The following is a 23,123-nucleotide window of genomic DNA, read 5'->3' on the forward strand; positions in this document are numbered from 1 at the left end:
GCCTATATCGCCCATATCACTTAGCGCGAGTTCGCCTGAACATGCCGAATTAATGGTATGGTTGTTGAGTGGTTCTATATGTCCCGGATGGGATGACTATGAATTTAGGAAGGCCCAAGATGCGTGTAATTCCCCTGATAACTGCTGCTGTTGTAACAGCAGGCTTGTATTATGCCGTGATCGAGCGGGATGCGCTTCTTGCCTTCGCCCGGGGGGAGCAGAGCGACGTGGACGCGGTGGCTGCCCCATCTGATGCGGACGCTGCGGCCCCAGCCGCTGACGCCGCTGATCCAACCGGAGCCGTTGCAGCGGCGGCGGCATATACCAAGGAGACCGGCAAATCGCCGGTCGGGGTTGTCGCCATCCGCAGCAGCGCCCGGGGTATCGACAGCGCTGTCGTGCTACGTGGTCAGACCCAGGCCATCCGCGAGGTTGAGGTCCGGTCTGAAACCACATCCACCGTCCTGTCCGAACCGCTGCGCAAGGGTGCGCAGGTGAAGGCTGGCGATCTGCTGTGCAAGCTGGATCCCGGCACCCGCCCCTCAGCCCTGCTGGAGGCGAAGGCCCGGCTGAGCGAAGCGAAAATCCGCGTCCCCGAGGCTAAGGCCCGGCTGGAAGAGGCCCGCGCGCGGCTGCGCGAGGCGCAGATCAATCTGACCGCTGCGGCGAAACTCTCCGAAGGGGGCTTTGCCTCTGAAACCCGGCTGGCTTCGGCGCAGGCTGCCGAGCGCTCTGCGGTGGCGGGCGTGGCAACGGCGGAAACCGGGCTGGAAACCACCAGCGCGGGCATCGAAGCCGCCTCGGCACAGGTTGCCGCCTCTGAAAAGGAACTGTCGCGTCTGGATATCCTCGCACCATTTGACGGGCTGCTGGAAAGCGACACCGCCGAACTGGGCAGCCTGATGCAGCCCGGCAGTCTTTGTGCAACGGTGATCCAGCTCGAAACCATCAAACTGGTCGGTTACGTGCCAGAAGCCGAAGTCAACCGCGTCACCATTGGCGCCATGGCCCGCGCCGAACTGGCAAACGGGCGTCTGGCTGCGGGCAAGGTGACCTTTATCAGCCGCTCGGCCGATCCCACCACCCGCACATTTGAGGTGGAAATCACCGTGCCGAACCCGGATCTGGCGATCCGCGACGGCCAGACCGCCGATATCGTGATCTCCGCCGAAGGTTCCAAGGCGCATTACCTGCCGCAATCCTCGCTGACGCTGAACAATGACGGCCAGCTGGGCGTGCGCGTGGTCAAAGAGGATCGGACGGTCGGATTTTACCCCGTCAGCCTCCTGCGGGATGAGGCCAGCGGTGTCTGGGTTAGCGGCCTGCCTGAACAGGCGGATGTGATTGTTGTCGGGCAGGATTTTGTTGTTGCGGGCGTCGCTGTTGAGCCCACCTATAAAGAGGTTACCCAATGACCGGTATCGTCAGCTGGGCCGCAGAACGGGCCCGTATGATCCTGGCGTTCATCGCCATTTCGCTGCTGGTCGGCGGCTTTGCCTATGCCAGCCTGCCCAAAGAGGGCGAGCCGGATATCGAAATCCCCGCGCTGTTCATCTCTGTCCCCTTCCCCGGCATCTCCGCTGAGGATGCCGAGACCCTGCTGGTCAAGGTGATGGAGACCGAGCTGGCCGATCTCGACGGGCTGGACAAGATGTCCTCAACCGCCGCCGAAGGCTACGCCGGTGTGGCGCTTGAGTTCGACTTTGGCTGGGACAAGACCGCGATCATGGCAGATGTCCGTGACGCGATGGATGCCGCCGAGGCCGATTTCCCCGAGGGGGCTGAAAAATACACCATCAACGAGATCAACTTCTCAGAATTCCCCATCGTCATCGTCAACCTGACCGGTGCCGTGCCCGAACGCACGATGGCCCGTATCGCCAAGGACTTGCAGGACGATCTTGAGGCGCTGGAACCGGTGCTCGAAGCCGGGATCGCCGGCAATCGCGACGAGATGGTCGAGGTGCTGATCGACCCGCTGCGGCTGGAGGCCTATAACGTCACCGCGCTTGAACTGATCACCGTTGTGCAGAACAACAACCAGCTGATCGCCGCCGGTGAGGTGGAAACCAATCAGGGCACCTTCTCCGTGAAGATCCCGTCATCCTTTGATGATGTGCGCGACATCTACGAGCTGCCAGTGAAGACCAATGGCGACCGCGTGGTCACCCTGGGCGAGCTGGCAACGATCAATTTCACCTTCGAGGATCGTCGCGGCACCGCGCGGTTCAACGGCGAGGATACGGTGGCGTTGCAGGTGGTCAAGCGCAAGGGCTACAACCTGATCGACACGGTGGATCTGGTCAAGGCAACCCTGGCCGAGGCCAAGACCAAATGGCCACCCGAGCTGAAGGCCGCCGTCTCCGTCGGCACCTCCAACGACCAGAGCCGCGTCGTCGGCTCCATGGTGAGCCAGCTGGAAGGTTCGGTCCTGACCGCTGTTGCTCTGGTGATGATCGTGGTGCTGTCGGCGCTTGGCAGCCGTGCCGCGCTGCTGGTCGGTTTTGCAATCCCGACCTCCTTCCTTTTGTGTTTTGCCTTCCTTGCGGTGATGGGCGTGAGCATCTCCAATATCGTGATGTTCGGCCTGATCCTTGCAGTGGGTATGCTGGTGGATGGCGCCATCGTGGTGGTCGAATACGCCGACAAGCGGATCAAGGAGGGCACCGGCCCGATGCACGCCTATGTCGAGGCGGCGCAGCGGATGTTCTGGCCGGTGGTTTCCTCAACCGCGACCACGCTCTGTGCCTTTCTGCCGATGCTGTTCTGGCCCGGTGTCCCCGGTGAATTCATGGGAATGCTGCCGGTCACGCTGATCTTCGTGCTCTCGGCATCGCTGGTGGTGGCGCTGATCTATCTGCCCGTCATGGGCGGTGTCACCGGCCGCATGAGCCGCCTGTTTGAAAACCTCTCCGACGGGCTGCGGGCGGTTGCACCCTGGTGGCTGCGGGCCGCTCTGGTGCCGGTGATGCTCTGGGGTATGTTTGCAGGGGCGATGCAGATGCTTAACGGGGGCTATCTGCTGCCCGCTCAGGTGCCCGATACCGCCGCGCTGATCTTTGGTGCGCTGGTCTTTGTGCTGGCGGCCTTCGGGGCCTCGGTCACGCTGGGCGCGGCCAGTCTGCACCGGACCGAGAAATCCGTCGATGCCGGCTACAAACACACGCCCTTTGGCCATTTCATCAAATTCATCGTCGGCAATCCGGTCATGCCCATCGTCACCATCGGGGCGATCGCATTTGCCATCATGACCGTCTTCACCATGTTCGGTCAGAACAACTACGGCGTTGAATTCTTCGTCGAATCCGAGCCGGAACAGGCCACCGCCTATGTGCGCGCCCGTGGCAATACCTCGCTGACCGAAGAGGATGAGATGGTGCGCCAGACCGAACAGGTGATCCTGTCGCATCCGGCGGTCGTGAATGTCTTCTCCTTTGCCGGTGAAGGCGGGCTGAACACCGATGCCTCAGGCGCCCAGACCCCACCCGATACCATCGGTCAGGTCCAGTTCGAGATCATCCCATGGGAGGACCGGCCGACCCAGACCGAAAGCTGGTTCAACGGCTGGTTCACCCGCGAGGTGACGGCAACCGAGTTCGACGGCGATACGGTGATCGAGGAGATCAACGCCGAACTGGCCAAGCTGCCGGGCTTTGAAGCCGAAATCCGCGCGCTGGCGCAGGGGCCCGCCTCCGGCAAACCTGTGCACCTGCGTCTGAAAGGCGACAGCTGGGACACGCTGACCGCCGCCACCGAGCAGGCCCGCGCCCAGTTCGAGGCAACCCCCGGTCTTGACCTGATCGAGGACAGCCTGCCGCTTCCCGGTATCGACTGGCAGATCGACGTCGATGTCGAAAAGGCCGGGCGGTACGGCGCCGATGTGGCGACCGTTGGCGCCATGGTGCAGCTGGTCACGCGCGGCATCCTTCTGGACACCATGCGCGTCGACAGCTCGGACGAGGAAATCGAAATCCGCGTTCGCCTGCCCGAAGAAGACCGCGTCCTCTCCACCCTTGATGCGCTGAAACTGCGCACCGAGGACGGGCTGGTGCCGCTGTCGAACTTCATCACCCGCCATCCTGTTCCCAAACTGGAAAAAATCAGCCGCGTCGAACAGCAGCGCTATTACGACGTGAAGGCGGATATCGAACCGGGCCTGTCAAAGGTCATCACCACCGAGACCGAGGACGGCAAGGAGCAGACGCTGGCCTATGTCAAATCTCTCCCCGAAGGAACCGCAACCGGCGAGTTGACCGGCCCGGATGGCACAGCGTTCAGGCTGCGCAGTCTTGAAGGCGCGGCCACACAGGAGGCCCTGCAATCGGCGCTGGAGGATGGCGCCCGTGTTGTAGCGCTCAACGCCAACGAGCGCATCGCCAAGCTGACCGAGTGGCTGGAGAGCGATCCGCTGCCCGCCGATATCACCTGGGAATGGACCGGCGATCAGGAAGAACAGGCCGAATCCGGCGCCTTCCTGATGAAGGCCTTTGCCGGGGCGCTGGGGCTGATGTTCGTGATCCTCCTGGCGCAGTTCAACAGCTTTTACAATTCCATCCTGGTTCTTCTGGCGGTGGTGCTGTCCACCACCGGCGTGCTGATTGGCATGATGGTCATGCAGCAGCCGTTCTCGATCATCATGACCGGCACCGGCATCGTGGCGCTGGCAGGCATCGTGGTGAACAACAATATCGTTCTGATCGACACCTATCAGGAATACGCCCAGAAGATGCCCCGGATCGAGGCGATCATCCGCACCGCCGAGGCGCGGATCCGTCCGGTTCTGCTGACCACCATCACCACGATGGCCGGTCTGGCACCGATGATGTTCGGGCTCAGCCTCGATTTCATCAATGGCGGCTATTCCATCGACAGCCCGACCTCGCTGTGGTGGAAGCAGCTGGCGACCGCCGTGGTCTTTGGTCTGGGGATTGCCACCGTGCTGACGCTGCTGGTGACACCCTCGCTGCTGGCGATCCGGGTGTGGCTGTGGATCTATGTCGCCGCCCTTGGCCGCCTGCTTGCACGGCTTACCGGCGGGCGGTCCAGCCAGATCGCGCGAGACATGCGCCTCGCGACCAAGGCCCGCACCCTGCCCACCACCGAGATCCTGTGGGAGCGTGAAGGCAGGCTGGACAATGAACCAGACCCAGCGATGTCGGCGCCCGAAGCCGCACAGACCAGGCCGGACGGGGTCTGGGGGAAAGAGAAAGACAAACCACCTTCAACACCGCTGCGCGCCGCCGAATAACCAGCCAACGCCCCGCCTCCGCGGGGCGTTGTGCGTTTGTTGGGACCAAAGCGCAGCCATCGGCGGCCAGCGACCAATCCGCCGCATCTGCATATTTTGGTGGTAATGAGCGGCCAGCTGGGCCAGCCTGAAGACATTCCGCCGACCGCAGCACCAGCCGGGCGCCAGAAGACAGCCGCGCGGTTCCAGCCTGCCCCGCCAGCAGAGAGGACCCATCAGATGCCCGATTTCAACGATATGTTCGAACTCACCATTGCCGACGTCGATCTGATCGAAACCGCGCTGCAACGCACGCGGGACGCACTGGCTGACGGCAGTCAGACCGTGCAGGGCATCGCCGGTCACAACCGCGCCGACAGCCTGCGCCAGATCCACGATCTGCTCGGACGGCTTCACAATCAAAAGATTTTCTACAAACCAAAGGACGGGGTCTACGTCAGCGGCTAGCCGCGCCGCAGACCCCCCTTATCCCCCGCAGGGTGATCAGGCGGCGTCCTGATCCGATTGCTGGCGCTGCCACAGATGCGCGTAGCGGCCTTCGCTGGCCAGCAGTTCGTCATGGGTGCCGCGCTCGGCGATCTCGCCCTGTTCCAGCACAATGATCTGGTCGGCCTCTGCAACCGTGCTCAGACGGTGGGCAATGGTGATCACCGTCCGCCCCTGCCCGGCGCGCGACAGCGCCTCCTTGATCTCTTGTTCTGTGTCGCTGTCCAGCGCCGATGTCGCCTCGTCCAGCAGCAGGATTGGCGGGTTCTTCAGCAGGGTACGGGCAATGCCCACCCGCTGCTTCTCACCGCCCGAAAGCTTCAGGCCCCGCTCGCCGACCTGCGTCTCATACCCCTCAGGCAGCCGCATGATGAAGTCGTGGATCTGCGCATCCCGCGCGGCCTGTTCCACCTCTTCCTGCGTGGCTCCAGCACGGCCATAGGCGATATTGTAGCGGATCGTATCGTTGAACAGCACGGTATCCTGCGGCACCACGCCAATCGCGGCATGAAGGCTCTTTTGCGTGACATCCCGCACATCCTGCCCGTCAATGCGCAAAGCCCCGCGGGTGACATCATAGAACCGGAACAACAGCCGCCCGATGGTGGATTTGCCCGACCCGGTAGACCCAACGATGGCCACGGTCTGCCCCGCCGCCACCTCAAGACTCACGCCTTTCAGGATCTGCCGGTCGCTGTCGTAGCCGAACTCCACATTCTCCAGCGTGATGGCACCGCCGTTGACCTGCAACACCTTGGCATCACCCCGATCCTTCACATCCGGGTCCTGTTCGATCAGATCGAACATCTCGCCCATATCTACAAGGCTCTGACGTATCTCACGGTAGACGGTCCCGAGAAAGTTCAGCGGCACGGTGATCTGGATCATATAGGCGTTGACCATGACAAAATCGCCCACCGTCAGATTGCCCTGCTGCACGCCGATCGCGGCCATCACCATCACCACCACCAGACCGCCGGTGATCACCAGGCTCTGGCCAAAGTTCAGGAATGCCAGCGAATAGGCAGTCTTCAGCGCGGCCTTGGCATAGGCCCGCATCGCCACATCGTAGCGCTCGGTCTCACGATCCTCGGCGCCGAAATATTTGACCGTCTCATAGTTCAGCAGGCTGTCGATCGCCTTCTGGTTGGCATCGGTGTCCTGCTTGTTCATCTCGCGGCGCAGCTTCACCCGCCATTCCGTCACCGCAAAGGTGAACCAGACATAAAGCCCGACAGTGACCGCCACCACGACCAGATACCAGATGTCAAACAGCACCGCGAGGATGACGGCAACCAGCACCAGCTCCAGCACCAGAGGCCCGATGGAAAACAGAAGAAAACGCAGCAGGAACTCCACGCCTTTGACGCCGCGTTCGATAATCCGGCTCAGCCCGCCGGTTTTGCGGGTGATGTGATAGCGCATCGACAGGCGATGAATATGGCGAAAGGTCTCCAGCGCCAGACGCCTCAGTGCCCGTTGACCAACAGGCGCAAACACCGCATCACGCAGCTGCTGAAACCCGGTGGTCAGAACCCGCGCCACGCCATAGGCCACCGTCAGACCAACAGCCCCCAACGCCAGAGGCGGCACGCCTTCTCCCGCGAGGCTATCGACCGCACCCTTGTAGAGCATCGGCGTATAGACCGCGACCAGCTTGGCCAGGATCAGCACCGCCAGCGCCGCCACCACGCGGTATTTGACCCAGGCCTGATCCTTTGGCCACAGGTAGGGAAAAACGCGGCGCAGGGTGCGCAGGCCGGAACGGCGCTCCTCCTGCGCGGTGGTCATATCGCTGTCCGTCATCACATGTCCTTGTTGCAAGACCTCTGACATAGGGCCGTGCCGACCATTTGGCCAGCATGGCCCTGCGCCGTATCCCGACTTTTGGCCCGACTATTATCCCGGCCTTTGCGCAGGTCTTTGCGCAGGTCTTTGCGCAGCCCCCCGCGCGGCGACAGTCGTCTTATTGCACCGGCACCGAGAATACCTGACCGGGGTAGATCAGATCCGGGTTGCGGATCGCCGCGCGGTTGGCATCAAACACCCGCACATACAGCAGCCCGTCGCCATAACGTTCGCGCGAAATCGCCCAGAGCGTATCGCCCTCCTGCACCGTGACCAGGCGCACCTGAGGCTGCGTGCCGGTTGGGGCCGCATCGGGTGCAGCTGCGGTTTCGACAGGCGGTTGCAGCACCTCCGGCGCTTCCCGTTTGAACGGGGTTTCAAGTCGGCTCAGCACCTTGCCCTCGGTATCCAGCGCATCCAGTCGCAGCGCGTAGATCCCCGGCGCCACATTGGGCAGAATACCGGACCAGCGGCCTTCCTCATCCACCGGCAGATCGGCAATCGCCGCATTGTCTAGATAGGCGCGCACCACCGCATCCGCGCGCACCCGCCCGCTCAGCACCACGGAGCCCGCATCATCATAGGAAATGGTCTCCAGCGCCACAGTATCGGGCGCCTCTGCCAGTCTCGGCGTGGGGGGCTGGACCAGCGTCACGCCGCTGGCATCGGACCGCAGCACCGCCACCTGTTCCGGTGCGGCGGCGGCTGGCGCGTCCTGGCCCGTGGTCTGCGCCACATCCGCCGCAGCGGTCTCAGCCATCTCGACTGTGGTTTCCGCCACCTCGGCAGGTGCCACCGCACTATCCTCAGCCGGGCTGTCCACCGCAGCCTGCGCAACATCTGCGGGATCTGCATCCGGTTCTGCAGCCAGCTCTGCCACCACCGGTGCGGCAGGTGCAGCGCTCACAACAGGAGAGGCTTCAGCTGTTTCCGTTGCAGCGGTCGTGACCTCGCTCTGGACGACCTGAGCCTGGACCGACTCACTTGCCACTGCCTCACTCTGCACGGCCTCAGCCTGCGCAGCCTCGCTTTGAACGGCCACGGTCGCGGTTTCCTCAGCGGCCGCATCGGCTGCGACATTCGCCGCCACCGGCGCCTCGGCGACCGGGGCCTCAACCGCGTCGGCCTGTGCCACCTGCACCGGCGCGACGGGCACGACAGGTGCCAGAATGAACTCTGCATCAGAGGCCGCAACCGCCTCCCCCAAGCTGGCTGTCAGCGAAATCACCTGCGGCTGATCCGAGGGCGCAACCGAGGTGAACAGCACAAAGCTGCCATCCGACGGCACCGTCAGTGTCTCCAGCACCGCACCGTCCAGCATCAGCGAGATCACCGATCCCGGCGTCGCCCGCCCGGCAACCATTCCGCTGCCATCGGTCTCAAACCGTGCAATATCCATCTGCGGGGCTATCAGCGTCACGGCGGGTGTTTCAGCAGACGTCTCATCTGCCGATGGCGCGGCCTCGACGGCGCTGGTCTCTGCTGCCCCTGCCACAACCACCTCGGCCGCCTGCTCGGCCTCGGCCGGTGCCGCCACATCCGCCGCAGCCACTGTCACCTCGGTTTCTGCCACCGTCTCTTCGGGCGCATCGCTGCCCACCTCGGGCGAAGCCAGCTTGCGATCTGAGGCGGAGACGCTCGGCGTGATCACCACCTTGTCGCCATTGGCGGCGGAGCCATCGCCGCCCAAGCCGCGCTCACCACCGCCCCATTGCAGGAAAACCACCCCGCCCAGCACCGCGACCACCGCAGCAGCGCCCCCGATGGCGATGGCGGATATGCCACCTTTGCCCGTTACATCCGTCATTCCATTCCTTCCCTTCCGACCCCGAAAAGACCTCCACCGGTCGTCCTCGGGTCCGATCCTGCGGGATGTCCCCCCCGCTTGCTTGAGCCAGCCATACAATGCCGCTATCAGGGACCAAAGGACGACTTATTTCCCCGCCGAACACAACAAAAAAGGTGACTGCCATGCGTATTCATTCCGTCTGTGTGTATTGTGGATCGCGCGATGGGATCCGTCCGGCCTATGCCGAGGCCGCCGAGGCGCTCGGAACCGGCCTTGCCCAACAGGGGCAGCGGCTGGTCTATGGCGCCGGGGACGTCGGGCTGATGGGCCGGGTGGCGCGGGCGGCACAGGCGGCGGGCGGGCGCACCTTTGGCGTCATTCCCGAACATCTGGTCCGCCGCGAGGTCGCCAAGACCGACCTCAACACCTATGTGGTCACCGAAACCATGCACGAACGCAAAAAGGTGATGCTCTACAACGCCGATGCCGTGGTGGTGCTGCCGGGCGGTGCCGGCTCGCTTGACGAGCTGTTCGAGGCGCTGACATGGCGTCAGCTCGACCTGCACCGGAAACCGATCCTGGTCCTCAACATCGACGGTTACTGGGATCCGCTGAAGGCCCTGGTGGAGCATGTGGTGGCCGAAGGGTTCGCCGGGGCCGAGACAACGGCGGCGCTCACCTGGGTCACCAGCGTCGAGGATGCGCTGACCGCGCTGCGCGGCTGATCTCGACGACAAAAAACGCGGCGCATTCCTGCACCGCGTTGGTCTGTAAATTTGCCAGATAAATGCGTTTCGCGCACACCGCTGAGATCAGGCGGCCAGCTCCTGCTGGACAATCTTCTCGATCTCGTCGATCGGGTGGTTGGTCAGCGTCTTCGGGATCTCCGCCAGCACCAGATCCTGCACCTCCTTGTGCAGCTTGTCGCGCAGATTGCCGAGCACCTGCGGCGAGGCGACCAGAACGATCTTGCCCAGTTTGCCCTTGTGCGCCCGCTCATAGAGCAGCTCTGCGATATCGTCGGCAAAGCGCTCCTTGGCCAGCTCGTGCCAGTCGGTATCATCCAGCGCCGAACGGTGGCCGACACCGCCGTCGTGCATCCGGCCGGGACGGTTGGCCGATTGTTCGATATCGGAGGGATTGTCCTGCTCTTCCTTGCGGCGCACCTCCAGATGCGGGTTCTGCGCATCGGTGGTGTTTTGCAGCAGCAATGCCTTTTCGCTGTCGGTCACCAGAACATATGTGCCGTGGTCTAGCTGAGCCATTATTGGTCCTCCTGCTCGTTGGATTTGGTCACCCGTGTCGCACCGGCAGGGCGTTCCTTGGCACGTTTTTCCTCGTCCTCGGTCGCCACCTCCCGGGCCAGTCGGCCACCGGTGCGCCCGCCATGCGAAACGCTGCCCTCGGCGCCCAGGATTTCCTTGGTTTCCTGACGGCCATCCTTTGATCTCACGCGGTCTGCCATGTCGGTCCTCCATTTTTATCGGGGTTCACCAACACAACCGCCAAAGAGGCGTTTTGTTCCCCCCTCGGCCCGCCCCCGCGCAATAAAGAAAGGCCCCGTCCGATACCGGACGAGGCCCAAGATCAATCACTGATCCCAAAAGATCACATGCGCGAAGCGACGTTTTCCCAGTTGACCAGATTGTCGAGGAAGTTGGTCAGATAGGCCGGACGCTTGTTGCGGAAATCAATATAGTAGGAATGCTCCCACACGTCACAGCCCAGCAGTGCTGTCTGACCAAAGCAGACCGGGTTCACGCCGTTTTCGGTCTTGGTCACCTTCAGGCCGCCGTCGGTGTCCTTGACCAGCCAGGCCCAGCCGGAGCCGAACTGACCCGCGCCTGCGGCAGAGAACTCTTCCTTGAACTTGTCAACGGAGCCAAAGCTGTCGACCAGAGCCTTTTCCAGCTCGCCCGGCATCTTGCTGTCGCCCGGACCCATCATTTCCCAGAACTGGTTGTGGTTCCACAGCTGGGAGATGTTGTTGAAGATACCGCTCTGGGCGACGGCATTTGCGTCATAGGTGCCCTTGATGATCTCTTCCATGGACTTGCCGTCCCACTCGGTGCCGGCGATCAGCTTGTTGCCGTTGTCCACATAGGCCTTGTGGTGCAGGTCGTGGTGGTATTCCAGCGTTTCTGCGGACATGCCTTTGGATGCCAGCGCGTCATGGGCATAAGGAAGATCGGGAAGTTCAAAAGCCATCTGGGCCCCCTGTATTGTCTGTTTCGTTCCTAGGCAGATACATGCGGCTGGTGCCCCCATTGGTCAAGGCCAAGCCGGGGAAACAGCTAAAAAATAACCCGGTCAGCGCGAAAAGAGGCAGCCGCCGCAGGCCGTTAGACGATCGGCCACGGATCCTGCACTGCGGGCTTACTTGCTCAGCTTGACGTTGCTGCGGGTGCACGGCCCGCTGCCGGACGGACGGTTATCATAGCCATGCACGCGCGCTGTAATCGACAGCTTCATACGCGGCTCATCCATCGTGGCCGAATAGCTTGCCTTGGCAGAACCCGAACGCGCATCAATATTATTGACGGTCCACTTCAGCTTGAGCCGGTTTTTGGAACGCAGATCGTAAGGCACGATCATCGGGGTTTTCTGTACGCTGGCAATAACGCCATCCATGACGCCCGTGACTTTCTGGTCATGATCGACAAAGACCAGAACACGCGGCGACAGCCATCCGTATTTCTCATAGGAGGTGATCTGGCAATCATAGGTCACCGGTGCCGCGACAACGGGCGCTGCGGCAAATAGGGTGCAGGCCGCCACTGCGGCTCTGATCAAAGATTTCATCGGGAATGCTCGCGCTCTCAGGAAATGGATACAGCCGCTATATCGTCAATCGCGCGCAGGTTGTGAAGTCTTTTCTATGGAATTGCCGCTACGATGCAGCCGCGACATCATCAGCTAACTTGTGACCTGGGCGCATTGGCCGATGCCGCGTGGCGATTTCTCCCCGACGCCACCGGAGATCACCTTTACCGACAGTTTCTTGTTCTGGGTGTTAAACACCGCGCGATAATGGGTTTCCACCGCGCTCGCGCCATTGCCGACCGAGGCGCTGGTAACCGTCCAGCTGACCCGGTAGGAGATATCGCTGATGCGGAAAAACCCGGCCTTCAGCGGGCGGCCGGACAGCGCACTCACATTGCCGGAATGCACCACTTCCGCCGACCATTCATCGTGGAAACGCAGGCTGATCAGCGGCGGGATCCACCCTCGGCCAGACAGCGATTTCACCTTGCAGGTATAAATCCCTTCCAGCGCCGCCGCCGGGGTCGCCAGACCGGTGCCAAGTGCCACGCAGGCAGCAAAGCCCAGCGTCCTTGCAATTGGCAGCAGCAGGTCAGCGACCTTGAACATATTAACCTCCCACCAGTTAATACAGCATAGCCCGGCTATGCAGCAGACAGATAACTCCCTAATTGGCGGTGATCATGAATCACAAATGGTGAAGAACCAACAAAGCCAAGTAAAAAGTGCCCCCGGAAATCCAGAAGCACTTTACCTGCACGTAAAACGCACCACAAGGCTAAATTGCCTTAACCAGTTAACGCACCTACCTTAGATTGTGGATGCGCGGCGGTGCATAACAAGTTGTAGACATATCCGCCCACTGAACGGAAGCAAACGATGTGAAATGCACCGTTATTGTCCAGCCAGAAGGCCGCCGCCACCTGCGCCATGCGCGTGCGGCGAAACTGGCCCGGTTTGAAGGCCTCAGCCGACATATCGACCGGGCAGATTTTCGCCAGAACTTCGCGGGCGCTGTCACCGGACAGGCGGAACAGACCACGGGCGTCGGAGACATTGACGGCCAGCGCATGTTCGCCTTTCAGCGCCTCTGCCAGATCCGCCACCTTGGCGTCAACCTCGCCGTAAGGCACCAGCAGCAGCAGCTCGTCCGGTGACATCCAGGCCACACCGCCCTGCTCGGTCAGAGAGATCTGACCGCTGGTCGGCACATCCGCGCCGGTGGCGGCCTTTACAGCCGCCTTCAGGGTGGCAGAGGCCAGATCGCCGCGCAGGGTGATCATCCCCTGCAACCCGCTGTCCTCGACCTGTGCCAGACCGGAGAATTTCGCCCCATTCATTGCGCTGACAGGATCAGACATTCTGCTTCTCCCCTTCCTTGTCGTAAAAGACCTGATCGACGATCTTGGCCTTGTAGATTGTCCCGTCAGTGCCGGGGAACTCGATCACCTCGCCCATCCGCTTGGGACCATGCTTGACCAGACCCATGGCAATGCCACAGCCCAGATTGGCCGAATAATAGGTCGAGGTGACGCGCCCGATGGTGTTTTTCTGGCCATTGGCGTTGACACCATTGCCGACCGCATAGGCGCCATCCGGCAGAACCGACCCGTCTACGGTTTCCAGACCCACCAGCTGCCAGCGGTCGGGATCGGCCATGTGGCTGCGGGAATGCGCGCGTTTGCCGAGGAAATCCTCTTTCTTCTTCGACAGCGCCCAGTTGAGCCCCAGATCCTGCGGGATAACGGTCCCGTCAGTCTCGTCGCCGATCATGATAAAGCCCTTTTCGGCCCGCAGGATGTGCAGACATTCGGTGCCATAAGGCATCACCCCGAATTCCTTGCCCGCCTCCATCAACGCAGTCCAGAACGCCTGACCTTCGGAGGCCGCAACCGCGATCTCGTAGGACAGTTCGCCCGAGAAGGAGATCCGATAGGCCCGCGCCTTGAAGCCGCCGATTTCCCCATCACGCCATTCCATAAAGGGCAGCGCTTCCTTGGAGACATCCATACCGCCGCCCGCTTTTTCATTCAGCTTTTCCAGCACCTTGCGGGCGTTGGGGCCAACGACGGCGACCTGCGCCAGCTGTTCGGTGACATTGGCAACATAGACTTTCCAGTCCCACCATTCGGTCTGCAGCCATTCTTCCATGTGGCCATGGATCCGCTCGGCACCGCCGGTGGTGGTGTGGCAAAGCCAGGTGTCCTCGTCGATCCGGGCAACCACGCCGTCGTCGATCAGGAAACCGTTCTCCGAACACATCAGACCATAGCGGCATTTGCCCGGCTTCAGCGTCGACATCATGTTGGTATACATCATGTCGAGGAACTTGCCCGCATCCGGCCCTTTGACGACCAGCTTGCCGAGGGTCGAGGCATCCAGCAGGCCGAGGTTCTCGCGGGTGTTCTTCACCTCGCGGTTCACCGCGTCATGCACGCTCTCGCCGGAGCGAACATAGGCGTAGGGGCGACGCCACTGGCCAACCGGTTCCCAATCCGCCCCATTGCTGTCGTGCCAGTCATACATCGGCGTCTTGCGCAGCGGCTGGAAGATCTCCCCGCGCGCCTCACCGCCGATCGCCCCCATCGAAATCGGGTGATAGGGCGGACGGAAGGTGGTGGTGCCCACTTGCGGGATTTCAGACCCCAGCGCATCAGCAAGGATCGCCAGACCGTTGATATTGCTCAACTTGCCCTGATCCGTCGCCATGCCCAGCGTGGTGTAGCGCTTGGTATGTTCGACGCTTTCGAACCCTTCGCGCGCGGCCAGCTGCACATCCGACACTTTGACGTCGTTCTGATAGTCCAGCCAGGTTTTCATCCGCAGCTTGATGTCGGCCTTGGCAGGCATCAGCCAGACCGGCTCCATCGCCGTCTCTGTCGGGGCATCACCAACGGGCGCGGTGCCTGCCTTGACCTTGCGGCCAGCAGCCTTCGCCGCCGCCTCGCCTGCGGCCTGCGCATCGCTCAGCGCCTCCGCCAGACCAGCGGCACCATTGGCAGCTCCCGCCGCAATCACAAAACCCTTGCCATCCGCACCCAGCGGCGGACGGGTGGCATCGGGGCGGAAGTTCGCATGGGTCTGATCCCAGACCAGCTTGCCGCCGCAATGGGACCACAGATGCACCACCGGCGACCAGCCGCCGGACATCGCGACCGCATCGGCCTCGACCTCCTCCTGCGCACCACCCTCGCCGTTCTGGGCGCAGATCGCCACCGAGGTGACGCGCTTGCCGCCTTTCACCTTGGCAATGGCCCGGCCACATTCGACGCGGATGCCCAGCTGACGAACCTCTTCCATCAGCGCGCCGCCGCCGCTGTCGCGGGCATCCAGCACGCGCACCACCTCGACACCCGCAGCATGCAGCGCAATCGCGGTGCGATAGGCATCATCATTGTTGGTGGCCACAACCACTTTCTGGCCGGGTGTCACCCCCCAGTTCACCGCATAGTCGCGCATCGAGGCCGCCAGCATCACGCCCGGCACATCATTGCCCGCAAAGGACAAAGGCCGTTCAATCGCACCGGTCGCCGTCACAATCTGGCTGGCCCGGATCCGCCACAGACGGTGGCGCGGACCACCCTGCCCCGGCGCATGATCGGTCAGACGCTCATACCCCAGCGCATAGCCGTGATCATAGACGCCCGCGCCCATGCAGCGGTCGCGCAGCAGCACATTGTCCATGCCCCGCAGCTCGGCGAGGGTTTTCTCGACCCAAGCGCCGGGTTCCATCCCGTCGATGGTGCCGCCATCAACTGGCGCGCGGCCACCCCAATGGTTGTGCTGCTCCAGCAGCAGAACCTTGGCACCGGACATCGCCGCAGCCTTGGCCGCCTGCAAACCCGCAACACCGCCACCAATCACCAGCACATCGACGAAATAATAGAAATGCTCGTAGGTGTCGGCGTCCTTCAGCTCCTTGTCGGGCGCTTTGCCCAGACCGGCGGACTGGCGGATGATCGGCTCGTAGACATGTTTCCACAGCGGACGCGGGTGGATGAACATCTTGTAGTAGAACCCCGCAGGCAGGAACCGCGCCAGCGCGTTATTGGCCACGCCCACGTCGAACTCAAGGCTCGGCCAATGGTTCTGCGACTGCGCCGACAGGCCCGAGAACAGCTCGGTCGTGGTGGCGCGCTGGTTGGGTTCAAACCGGTCGCCGGTGCCCAGACCAACAAGGGCGTTGGGCTCTTCCGGGCCAGCCGCAACCAGACCGCGCGGGCGGTGATATTTGAACGAGCGGCCAACCATCATCTGGTCATTGGCCAACAGAGCCGACGCCAGCGTGTCGCCTGCATAGCCCTTCATCCGCTTGCCGTTGAAGGTGAATTCGATCGGTTTGGAGCGGTCGATCAACCGGCCGTTTTTGGCAAGGCGCGTGCTCATGTGGCGGACCTTTCGCAAGAGAGGGCGACGAAAAGGGAGGTAACGTTCAGACAGGCGATCATTTCAGATCCCGCCATGTCCAGCCGGGACGCTTGGCCGTGACCGCATCCAGAATGTCCTGGGGCGGCTCTGTGGTCTGGGCGCTGTAGGTGCCAAAAACCTCAAGCGTGGTGGTGCAGCGCGCAGCATGGAACCACTTGCCGCAGCCATTGGCATGGCGCCAGCGCTCAAAATGCACGCCCTTGGGGTTTTCGCGCATGAACAGATAGTCATGAAACTCGTCATCCGACGAGCCGGGACCAAAACGCTTCAGATGCGCCTCGCCACCAGCGGCCAGTTCAGTTTCTTCGGCTTTGACGCCGCAATAGGGGCATTCAAGGATCAGCATTGTGCTTGCTCCGTAAAATTGAATTCTGCAGCGTTAGTGCGCCACACCGGCGGCGACGCTCTCGTCGATGAACTTGCCTTCCTTGAAGCGCATCATCGAAAACTCTTCGGCCAGCGGCGAATGACCTGTGGCCATCAGCTCGGCCATCGCCCAGCCAGAACCCGGGATCGCCTTGAAGCCGCCGGTACCCCAGCCTGCGTTGACAAAGATATTGCCAACCGGTGTCTTGGAGATCAGCGGCGAGCGGTCCCCGGTCACATCCACGATCCCGCCCCACTGGCGCAGCATCTTCAGACGGCTGACCATCGGGAAGGTCTCGTTGAGCGCGCGCACGGTTTCCTCGATATGATGGAAAGATCCGCGCTGGGTGTAGTTGTTGAACCCGTCGGTGCCGCCGCCGATGACCATCTCGCCCTTGTCGGACTGCGACATGTAGCCATGCACGGTATTGGCCATCACAACCACATCCATGCAGGGTTTGATCGGCTCGGACACCAGCGCCTGCAGCGCCACGCTTTCCACCGGCAGACGGAAACCCGCCATGTCCGACAGATGCGAACAATTGCCCGCAACCACCATGCCGAGCTTGTCGCAGTCGATGGCGCCCTTGGTGGTGTCGACGCCAACCACGCGGCAATTCTCATTGCGCACGCCGGTGACTTCACACTGCTGGATGATGTCCATACCCATGTTGGAACAGGCCCGCGCATAGCCCCAGGCCACCGCATCGTGGCGCGCGGTGCCGCCGCGTTCCTGCCAGAGGCCGCCCAGAACCGGATAGCGCGGCCCTTCGAGGTTGATGATCGGCACCAGCTCCTTCACGCGCGCAGGCTCAATCCATTCGGTCTGCACGCCCTGCAGGGCATTGGCATGGGCGGTGCGCTTGTAGCCGCGCACCTCATGCTCGGTCTGCGCCAGCATGATCACGCCGCGCGGGCTGAACATCACGTTGTAGTTGATGTCCTGGCTCATCGTCTCATAGAGCGAGCGCGCCTTCTCATAGATCGCCGCCGAGGGATCCTGCAGGTAGTTGGAGCGGATGATGGTGGTGTTACGCCCGGTATTCCCGCCGCCCAGCCAGCCCTTTTCCAGAACGGCGACATTGGTGATGCCGAAATTCTTGCCAAGGAAATAGGCTGTGGCCAGACCATGCCCCCCGGCCCCGACGATGATCACATCATAGTGGCGTTTCGGTTCAGGCGAGCGCCAGGCGCGTTCCCATCCGGTGTGGTAGCGCAGCGCCTCACGCGCGACAGCAAAGGCAGAATAACGTTTCATGGGCGAATCCGTGGTTCGAGACTGCTACCGGGTATGCACCACAGATCGCCCCGGGCTGCGCCGTTTATCGTCGCAATCGTGCATGGTTGCGACATGCGGACCCAAAGACGACGCGCCGCCGCCGCTATGCCAGCCAGTTTGCCAGCAGGTTTGCCCGCCGCTTTGCCCGAAGCTGTAGGCTGAGCTTTGCCTGTGCTTTGGCGCGCAGGCGGCCCTCCGACCAGCCGGGACAGCGCGCCGCAGCAGTTAGGCCTTTTTTCCGCGCCTGCGCCCCTATACATGAGTGTGAAACTGCGGGAGCCGCCATGACCTTCTGGATTGTCATCAGTCTTATCACGCTGGCCACGGCCATTCTGCTGTCCCTTGTGCTACTGCGGGGCCGTGACAGCGGCGCGCCTGCTGCGGCCTATGATCTTCAGGTCTATCGCCAGCAGCTGCGCGACGTGGACAAGGATCTGGCGCGTGGCGTGCTGCAGGAGGGCGACGCCGAACGGGTCCGCACAGAGATTTCGCGCCGCATCCTGACCGCCGATGCCCAGGCGCAGGCCGCCGCCACCCGCCGCTCGCAGCCGCGCCTGCTGACCGGCGCAACCGCTGTTGTGCTGACCACTGTGATCTGCGCCGGCACCTATCTGCTCTATGCCAATCTCGGGGCACCCGGATACAGCGATCTGGGCCTGCAGCTGCGGATTGATGCCGCCGCCGAACGCGCCGCCAGCCGCCCCTCGCAGGCCGAAGCTGAGGCCGATGCCCCCGCCCGCCCCGAACGCGTGGTGGAACCCGGATACGCGACCCTGGTCGATCAGCTGCGCGAAACCGCCGCCGCCCGCACCAACGACGCCCAGGGCCAGGCGCTGCTCGCCCAGCATGAGGCGAACCTCGGCAATTTCGCCGCCGCCGCACAGGCCAAGGCCAATTACATCCGCATCATGTCCGGCGACGTCGAGGCGCGCGATTTCGGCGAGCTGGCAGAGCTGCAGATCATGGCCGCAGGCGGCTATGTCTCCCCAGAGGCCGAGGACGCCCTGCGCACCGCACTGACGCTCAACCGCTTTGATGGCGGCGCGCGCTACTACTGGGGGCTGATGATGGCGCAGATCGGCCGCCCGGACCTCGCCTATGAGGTCTGGAGCGAGACCCTGGCCATGGGCCCGGAGGGCGCCCCCTGGATCACCGCCATCTCCGCCCAGATCGAGGATATCGCCTATCGCGCCGGGGTCGACTATACGCCGATCGCCCCCGGCAGCAGACCGGCCCCCGGCGGGACCCCGGCGCTCTCGGGTCCCAGCCAGGACGATATCGCCGCGGCCGGGGAGATGAGCGCGCAGGAACGCCAGCAGATGATCCGCGGCATGGTCGAGGGGCTGTCGCAGCGGCTGGCCGACAGCGGCGGCACACCGCAGGAATGGGCGCGGCTGATCGGCGCCCTTGCCGTTCTGCAAGAGACCGAGCGCGCGCAGGCGATCTACGCGGAGGCACAAGAGGTCTTTGCCGAGATGCCAGAGGCGCTCGCCACCATCACCGAAGCCGCGAAAAATGCAGGACTGACCCAATGATCCATGACGACTTCGAAGCCTTCGCCGCAGCCGTCCCCGCCTTCACCCCGATTGCGGGGCTGGATTTTGGCGACAAAACCGTTGGTGTCGCCATCTCCGACCGTATGGGCACCGTGGCGACGCCGCTGGAAACCATCCGGCGCAAGAAATTCACCCTGGATGCCGACCGCCTGTTCGAGATCGTCAAGACCCGCGAGGTCGGCGCCCTGCTGCTGGGGCTGCCGCGCAATATGGACGGCTCCGAAGGGCCGCGCTGCCAGAAAACCCGCGCCTTTGCCCGCAATCTGGCCAAGCTGACCGAACTGCCGATCGGCTTCTGGGACGAAAGGTTGAGCACGGTCGCCGCCGAAAGGGCGCTTCTGGAGGCGGATACGAGCCGAAAGCGTCGCGCAGAGGTGATCGACCATGTTGCCGCATCGTATATCCTGCAAGGGGCGCTGGATCGCATGCGCCATATCAAGGTGGGATAAAACGCATGAGTGACGAGGTCTGGAAACGTGACGAGGTGCAGTCCCCCTGCATCCAAATCTGTGTCGTCCACCCCGAGGCGCGGATCTGCACCGGCTGCTATCGCTCCATCGACGAAATCACCCGCTGGTCAAAGATGAGCAACGAAGAACGCACCGAGCTGCTCGCAGCCCTGCCCGACCGCGCCAAGGAGCTGACCAAGCGCCGCGGCGGCCGCAGCGCCCGCCTAAACCGCAGCTAACGCGGCGCGCGGCACATGTCGCGCGGCAACGGATAGCGGGCTGACAGCGCTCGGCTTTTGCCCGCCAATGGTTGCGCACTCCCCGGTAACCTTCTGAAAATCATGCGGAATAACTGCTGACCCATTGTTTCGCACGCGAAACATTCAGGCAGGGATGCTGACCTTTTATCTGCCGGCACCTCATTCATCGGTACCTTCGATTCTTACCGAAATGCTCCTGACGGTGGCAGTTCGGACAGAGGGCAATCATGTTTTCCTCAACATCAGCACCGCCTTCGCTTAGCCATTTTTTGTGATGCACCTCCAAAAACCACCCACCATTTGGGGTTTCGAAAGACTTGTTTTGACACGCGCCACAGATACCGTTGGCCCTCTGTCTCACTCGTTGACTAACTTCGGAGTTTCGAACGAACCGGTTGCTCACGCCCTTTCTGAGAGCTGGCCCCGCTTGACCACCTGTAACATCGGGAAAAGCAAATCCATTGCGTTTCTCCGCCATGAAGGGTGGTACGTATACACGATGCGGAGCAATCAATTCATCTGCATCGAACCCTCGCATGCCAAGGCGGCGCTGCCGGAGTTCATCGAACCGAACAATATGATATCCAAGGGTCGATAACTCGCCTTGGAACCGTTGAGATGTAAAATTGTTCGGATCAATATTTTCGCCCACTAGGCGCAATGCCATACGCACCACCGGTTTTAGATCCCATAGCTCAAAATCAATACGGCATAGAATGTAGGTGCTGGTTGACGGCGTGTATTTGACACCATGGTGGTTCCCGGCCTTAAAGCTCTCCAAAGCCTGCCGCAGGTGCTGAGCCTCGACACCATATTCTCTAAGTGACTTCACCCAACGTCCTTCCCAACTAAAGTGATCTCAACACTGAAGAACCCAATGATGCCCTCTACTCCCACTCCGCCAGCCACCTCTGGGTCCAATTCGCCAGCTCGGGACGGAAATAGGCGATCATGCGGCCCTCTTCGGGGGCGCTGGCCCCCTCGGGCCATGGCGCGACACCATGCAGGCACAGCCGGTGCATCAGATAGGCCTCACCGGGGCGGGCTGAAACCGTGATCCTTCGGCAGGTGTCAAACACCTCCCGGCGGGCAGCGGTATAGGCGTCGGTCACATCCACCTCGCCCCATTGCTGCGCAGGGACGCCCTGAAACAGCGCCGCAAAGGCGCGGCGCATGATCACATGGCTGCCCTCCCAGATCACCAGCGGCGAAGCATCGGGACTGCTGACATTCAGCGGCAGCCCCAGCACCCAGGCATGGGGTTCCTCGACCCGGCGGCGGCGGGTCTCCCCGAACATCTTCACCCCGTCCACATGCGCCGCGTCGCGGTTGATCCGGTAGCGCAGCGCCGCCTCCCCCTCACCTGGGCGCGGCCGTGGATAGCCCGGGAAGACAGAGGAGACCTGCGCGCGATGCAGATCCGGCAGGCCGCCAAGATGGGCGCTGATGAAGTCGATGGCGGGGCCGGCCAGCGGCGGCCCCTCCGGCAGCTGGCCGCGCCCGTCATTGGGCAGCGCATCAACACCGATGAACCAGGTGCCCTCACATTGCAGCCAATCGGCATTGGTCGGATCGTTAAGGGCCCGGATCCCGGCCTGATGGGCGTGGCGCGCCCAGGCCAATGTGGCAGCATGGGCCGGAAAATCACACCACCCCTTTGTCAAGAACCGCTGCCAATCCATTGCAAAACCTTACCAATACCTGAAATCAGAAGCCCAGAGACTTGCGCAGCATATTGAGCGCAACAAGGATCAGAAAGACCGCAAACACCCGTTTCAGCGGTTTCGGATCCATCGCATGGGCCAGCTTCACCCCCCAGGGGGCGGTGATCAGCGTCATCGCGATCACCACCACAAAGGCAACCATATTGACCGCCCCAAGCGTCAGCGGCGGGCGCGCCGACGGATCAATCGGCAGGAACAGAAAGCCAATCACCGACGGCACCGCGATGATCACACCAAAGCCCGCCGCCGTGGCCACAGCCCGGTGAATGGGCGTGGCATGCAGGCTCATCAATGGCACGCCAAAACTGCCGCCGCCGATGCCCATCAACACCGACAGGAACCCGACCATGGGGGACAGGATGATGCGGCGCGCGCCCTTGGGCATCTCGTTGCCCAGCCGCCAATCGGAGCGGCCAAAGGCCATGTAACAGCCGATCACCAGCGCCAGCACGCCAAACAGCGCCTGCAATGTGGTTGACCGCAAAGAGGCCGCAACGGTGACGCCGACGATGGCGCCGATGGCAATTCCGGGCCCCCAGCCGCGCAGGATGTCCCAATCCACGGCACCCTTCTTGTTGTGGCTCATCACCGAGCGCAGAGAGGTCACGATGATCGTCGCCAGAGACGTTGCCAGACACATCTGCATCAGCTGGTCGCCCCCATAGCCCAGCGTCTGAAACACGTAGAAAAACGCAGGCACCAGAACGATGCCGCCACCAACCCCCAGCAGGCCCGCCAGAACCCCGGCCACCGCGCCTGTCACGATCAAGAGACCGGCCATCTGCGCCAGCACGGCAGGCTCGGGCCAGAGGGTGGCAGTGGTCACAAGACTGGTTGTCAGGGCTGACATCGGCGGCTCTCCTCTTACCCGGATCAGCGGCCGCAGACCGCCCCCATCCGCAGCGGATATGGGCGGCTGTCTTGCGC

At 62.5% G+C, this 23,123-nt stretch carries 21 protein-coding genes; 7 read left to right on the top strand and 14 right to left on the bottom strand.

All coding sequences use genetic code 11. The features are described from left to right. Positions 1-119 precede the first annotated feature (119 nt). The 3 genes from VXL81_RS16570 (at position 120) to VXL81_RS16580 (ending at position 5,695) form a co-directional block, all read left to right on the top strand. The gene (locus VXL81_RS16570) at positions 120-1,415 is read left to right on the top strand and encodes an efflux RND transporter periplasmic adaptor subunit (RefSeq protein ID WP_340545842.1); all 1,296 of its coding nucleotides are present in this window, start codon (positions 120-122) and stop codon (positions 1,413-1,415) included. Continuing rightward, positions 1,412-5,248, top strand: a complete 3,837-nt coding sequence (locus VXL81_RS16575) for an efflux RND transporter permease subunit (RefSeq protein ID WP_416555239.1) — start codon at positions 1,412-1,414, stop codon at positions 5,246-5,248. Before VXL81_RS16570 ends, VXL81_RS16575 begins: the two co-directional genes overlap by 4 nt. 219 nt (positions 5,249-5,467) lie before the next feature. Then, positions 5,468-5,695, top strand: coding sequence for a hypothetical protein (locus VXL81_RS16580; protein WP_340545844.1), 228 nt, complete (start codon positions 5,468-5,470; stop codon positions 5,693-5,695). A gap of 36 nt (positions 5,696-5,731) precedes the next feature. Here VXL81_RS16580 and VXL81_RS16585 read toward each other — a convergent pair whose 3' ends face one another. Together VXL81_RS16585 and VXL81_RS16590 are read right to left on the bottom strand one after the other, a co-directional pair. Continuing rightward, positions 5,732-7,540 carry an ABCB family ABC transporter ATP-binding protein/permease gene (locus VXL81_RS16585; protein WP_416534190.1) on the bottom strand — a complete coding sequence of 603 codons (1,809 nt, stop codon included), beginning with the start codon at positions 7,538-7,540 and terminating at the stop codon, positions 5,732-5,734. A gap of 160 nt (positions 7,541-7,700) precedes the next feature. Beyond that, positions 7,701-9,389 carry a LysM peptidoglycan-binding domain-containing protein gene (locus tag VXL81_RS16590; protein WP_416555241.1) on the bottom strand — a complete coding sequence of 563 codons (1,689 nt, stop codon included), beginning with the start codon at positions 9,387-9,389 and terminating at the stop codon, positions 7,701-7,703. Positions 9,390-9,553: 164 nt separating this feature from the next. Between VXL81_RS16590 and VXL81_RS16595 the strand changes: the two genes are divergently transcribed. Continuing rightward, on the top strand, positions 9,554-10,096 hold the full coding sequence (locus VXL81_RS16595) for a TIGR00730 family Rossman fold protein (protein ID WP_340545847.1): 543 nt from the start codon (positions 9,554-9,556) through the stop codon (positions 10,094-10,096). A gap of 87 nt (positions 10,097-10,183) precedes the next feature. Here VXL81_RS16595 and VXL81_RS16600 read toward each other — a convergent pair whose 3' ends face one another. From VXL81_RS16600 to VXL81_RS16640, 9 genes are all read right to left on the bottom strand, one after another. Then, positions 10,184-10,636, bottom strand: coding sequence for a host attachment family protein (locus tag VXL81_RS16600; protein WP_340545848.1), 453 nt, complete (start codon positions 10,634-10,636; stop codon positions 10,184-10,186). After that, a complete protein-coding gene (locus VXL81_RS16605) occupies positions 10,636-10,836 on the bottom strand; it encodes a hypothetical protein (RefSeq protein WP_340545849.1) in 201 nt (66 codons plus the stop codon). Before VXL81_RS16605 ends, VXL81_RS16600 begins: the two co-directional genes overlap by 1 nt. Positions 10,837-10,979: 143 nt before the next feature. After that, positions 10,980-11,579, bottom strand: coding sequence for a superoxide dismutase (locus tag VXL81_RS16610; protein WP_102896828.1), 600 nt, complete (start codon positions 11,577-11,579; stop codon positions 10,980-10,982). Between the two features lie 168 nt (positions 11,580-11,747). Beyond that, on the bottom strand, positions 11,748-12,173 hold the full coding sequence (locus VXL81_RS16615; RefSeq protein ID WP_416534192.1) for a hypothetical protein: 426 nt from the start codon (positions 12,171-12,173) through the stop codon (positions 11,748-11,750). Between the two features lie 114 nt (positions 12,174-12,287). Further along, positions 12,288-12,743 (bottom strand): hypothetical protein, encoded by a 456-nt coding sequence (locus VXL81_RS16620; protein ID WP_340545851.1) that lies wholly within the window; start codon positions 12,741-12,743, stop codon positions 12,288-12,290. 179 nt (positions 12,744-12,922) lie between these two features. Then, a complete protein-coding gene (locus VXL81_RS16625) occupies positions 12,923-13,495 on the bottom strand; it encodes a sarcosine oxidase subunit gamma (protein ID WP_416538932.1) in 573 nt (190 codons plus the stop codon). Continuing rightward, positions 13,488-16,520: a sarcosine oxidase subunit alpha family protein gene (locus tag VXL81_RS16630; protein WP_416555243.1), complete on the bottom strand. Its 3,033-nt coding sequence runs from the start codon at positions 16,518-16,520 to the stop codon at positions 13,488-13,490. Before VXL81_RS16630 ends, VXL81_RS16625 begins: the two co-directional genes overlap by 8 nt. Positions 16,521-16,578: 58 nt before the next feature. Beyond that, positions 16,579-16,908 (bottom strand): sarcosine oxidase subunit delta, encoded by a 330-nt coding sequence (locus tag VXL81_RS16635; protein WP_416555245.1) that lies wholly within the window; start codon positions 16,906-16,908, stop codon positions 16,579-16,581. A 33-nt stretch (positions 16,909-16,941) separates the two neighbouring features. Further along, positions 16,942-18,186: a sarcosine oxidase subunit beta family protein gene (locus VXL81_RS16640; RefSeq protein WP_416555247.1), complete on the bottom strand. Its 1,245-nt coding sequence runs from the start codon at positions 18,184-18,186 to the stop codon at positions 16,942-16,944. A gap of 305 nt (positions 18,187-18,491) precedes the next feature. Here VXL81_RS16640 and ccmI point away from each other — a divergent pair, with 305 nt between their 5' ends. From ccmI to VXL81_RS16655, 3 genes are read left to right on the top strand one after another with little or no spacing between them, the layout of a single operon-like run. Then, positions 18,492-19,742, top strand: coding sequence for a c-type cytochrome biogenesis protein CcmI (gene ccmI / locus VXL81_RS16645; protein WP_416555249.1), 1,251 nt, complete (start codon positions 18,492-18,494; stop codon positions 19,740-19,742). Next, complete coding sequence (gene ruvX, locus VXL81_RS16650; RefSeq protein ID WP_416542163.1) at positions 19,739-20,212, top strand: Holliday junction resolvase RuvX; 474 nt, start codon at positions 19,739-19,741, stop codon at positions 20,210-20,212. Before ccmI ends, ruvX begins: the two co-directional genes overlap by 4 nt. 5 nt (positions 20,213-20,217) lie before the next feature. Then, complete coding sequence (locus VXL81_RS16655; protein WP_416542162.1) at positions 20,218-20,451, top strand: DUF1289 domain-containing protein; 234 nt, start codon at positions 20,218-20,220, stop codon at positions 20,449-20,451. Between the two features lie 184 nt (positions 20,452-20,635). Here VXL81_RS16655 and VXL81_RS16660 read toward each other — a convergent pair whose 3' ends face one another. The 3 genes from VXL81_RS16660 to VXL81_RS16670 are packed head-to-tail and all read right to left on the bottom strand — an operon-like array spanning position 20,636 to position 23,046. Continuing rightward, positions 20,636-21,304: an HNH endonuclease gene (locus tag VXL81_RS16660; RefSeq protein WP_416546139.1), complete on the bottom strand. Its 669-nt coding sequence runs from the start codon at positions 21,302-21,304 to the stop codon at positions 20,636-20,638. 55 nt (positions 21,305-21,359) lie between these two features. Beyond that, entirely contained in the window at positions 21,360-22,154 is a 795-nt protein-coding gene (locus VXL81_RS16665) for a hypothetical protein (protein ID WP_416555251.1), read from the bottom strand. A gap of 25 nt (positions 22,155-22,179) precedes the next feature. Further along, positions 22,180-23,046, bottom strand: a complete 867-nt coding sequence (locus VXL81_RS16670; protein WP_416534198.1) for a sulfite exporter TauE/SafE family protein — start codon at positions 23,044-23,046, stop codon at positions 22,180-22,182. Positions 23,047-23,123: the final 77 nt, after the last annotated feature.

Origin of the sequence: Phaeobacter sp. JH204B (assembly GCF_048055755.1) — a bacterium.
Lineage (GTDB): Bacteria > Pseudomonadota > Alphaproteobacteria > Rhodobacterales > Rhodobacteraceae > Phaeobacter > Phaeobacter bryozoorum.